General features: G+C 56.8%; 2 protein-coding genes and 1 pseudogene. 2 read left to right on the top strand and 1 reads right to left on the bottom strand.

Annotated elements, in window-relative coordinates; genetic code table 11:
- The first annotated feature begins 42 nt into the window (after nt 1-42).
- Together RND78_RS27700 and RND78_RS27695 are read left to right on the top strand one after the other, a co-directional pair.
- Complete coding sequence (locus RND78_RS27700) at nt 43-417, top strand: hypothetical protein (RefSeq protein ID WP_027597935.1); 375 nt, start codon at nt 43-45, stop codon at nt 415-417.
- 129 nt (nt 418-546) lie between these two features.
- Nucleotides 547-1,710 carry a TDT family transporter gene (locus RND78_RS27695; RefSeq protein WP_027597934.1) on the top strand — a complete coding sequence of 388 codons (1,164 nt, stop codon included), beginning with the start codon at nt 547-549 and terminating at the stop codon, nt 1,708-1,710.
- Between the two features lie 165 nt (nt 1,711-1,875).
- On the opposite strand, the pseudogene RND78_RS27690 reads toward RND78_RS27695, so the two are convergent.
- Nucleotides 1,876-2,089, bottom strand: a pseudogene (locus tag RND78_RS27690) (DUF190 domain-containing protein); the annotation flags it as partial.

Genomic DNA, 2,089 nt, shown 5'->3' with positions numbered 1-2,089 from the left:
TCCAATCGAAATACTAATAACCAATAACCATCGAGGTCCAGCATGCTCAGACAAGTGTTGATTGCCACTGCCATTTTCTCCATGACAGGGCTGGCCGTGGCGGCCACGCCCGCCAAGGTTGGCGACACCACCTTGGGTAAGGTGCTTGTGGATGAAAAGGGTATGACGCTTTACACCTTCACCAAGGACAGCGAGGGTAAGTCCGCCTGCAACGGCCCGTGCGCCAAGAACTGGCCGCCGCTGATGGCACCGGCAGGGGCCAAGAGCGGTGACGGCTATACCGTAGTACAGCGTGAGGATGGTAGCCAGCAATGGGCCTATAAGGGGCAGCCACTCTATACCTGGGTAAAGGACAGCAAGCCCGGTGAAACGACCGGTGAAGGTGTCAATCAAGTCTGGCACGTCGCGAAGCCTTGATCGTGGAGCAGTCCCTGCGGACAGCGGGGACTGCTTATCTATTTAGTAGATTACTTTTTATATCATATTCAATTTTTCAGATAATCGAGCCGGGCTAGACTGTTTGCATTCCTCAGCGGAGCTCACCTCATGACATTAAAGGATGCTATAGCCCTGCGCACCGGCGGCAAGCCGCTCAGCCAGCTCAAGCAGCCGCTCGAAGTCGTTCGCCAGTTCACCCCCAACTGGTTTGCGGCAACGATGGGCACCGGTATTTTGGCAATCGCCTTAGCGAGTTTTCCCGCGTCGGTACCCGGCTTGCGTCTGATCGCCGAAGGACTGTGGCTGTTCAACATTTTGCTTTTCGTTCTATTCAGCGGCTTGTATGCCGCTCGCTGGATCTTGTTCTACAACGAAGCCAAGCAAATTTTTGCCCACTCCACCGTATCGATGTTCTTCGGCACCATTCCGATGGGGTTGGCAACAATCATCAACGGGATGCTGATCTTTGGGCTGCCACGATGGGGTGAGGTGGCTGTCACGATTGCCACCGGACTTTGGTGGGTCGATGCGGCCATGGCACTGGTTTGCGGAGTAGCGATTCCGTACCTGATGTTTACTCGTCAGCAGCACAGCATCGATCAAATGACGGCGGTATGGTTGCTACCTGTGGTAGCCGCCGAAGTGGCCGCTGCCAGTGGCGGGCTGTTGGCACCGCACCTAGCCGATGGCGGGCACCAATTCACCGTGCTGGTGACCAGCTATGTGCTTTGGGCCTATTCGGTACCTGTCGCCCTAAGTGTCCTCGTGATCCTGCTATTGCGGATGGCACTGCACAAGCTGCCTCACGAGAACATGGCTGCATCGAGCTGGTTATCGCTTGGCCCCATTGGTACAGGTGCGTTGGGTCTGCTCGTGATGGGCAGCGACGCGCCGGTCATCTTCGCTGCTCACGGTATGGCCGGAATTGGCGCCGTCGCGCAGGGGCTAGGCGTAATTGGCGGGATCCTACTATGGGGACTCGGCTTGTGGTGGATGAGCCTTGCCATACTGATCACGCTGAAGTACGCGCGCCACGGCATCCCTTTCAACCTGGGATGGTGGGGTTTTACTTTTCCACTGGGCGTCTATGCCGTCACGACGCTACGTTTGGGAAGCACGCTTGGGTCAGGTTTCCTTACCGTCTTCGGTGCCTTTTTGGTCGTCGCCTTGACTGCTCTGTGGGCGGTGGTCGCGGGACGCACCCTAGCCGGTGCCTACCGCGGGACGCTGTTCGTCTCGCCTTGCATTGCTCATCTGCAACCACGCAAATGAGGTCGATTAGGTGGCGCCTCGCTGAGCAACGCTACCAAGCTAGGACCATCAGCCCACTCTCTACGACGAGTGAGCTGATGAGTCCGCAAATGGGGCTCAGTGAAAGCCATCCCTTGATGCCGTTGGTTACCGCGGCCGCCTTAACCGATTCAAAGGTGCGTCAGCTCAGGACGAGGATGACTCTGTCTCTTGGGAAGGGCGGTGGCGTCCTACCGTGCCAATCTCGGCAGGCGTCTTGATGTAGAACAGTGCCAAGTCTTCCGATTCGAGGCGTTGAAACAGCATGTCGTGTTGAATTTGAGTCAGCGCCATCGTTACCTGGATGGGCTGATCGGCAAGCTCAAAAAAATGAGCGGAGTGGCGTTTTCCATCTTGGCCA

This window comes from Pseudomonas oryzihabitans (genome assembly GCF_032027545.1).
GTDB lineage: Bacteria > Pseudomonadota > Gammaproteobacteria > Pseudomonadales > Pseudomonadaceae > Chryseomonas > Chryseomonas oryzihabitans_F.
The sequence above is the reverse complement of the archived record's forward strand: the minus strand, read 5'-3'. Positions and strand labels throughout refer to the sequence as shown.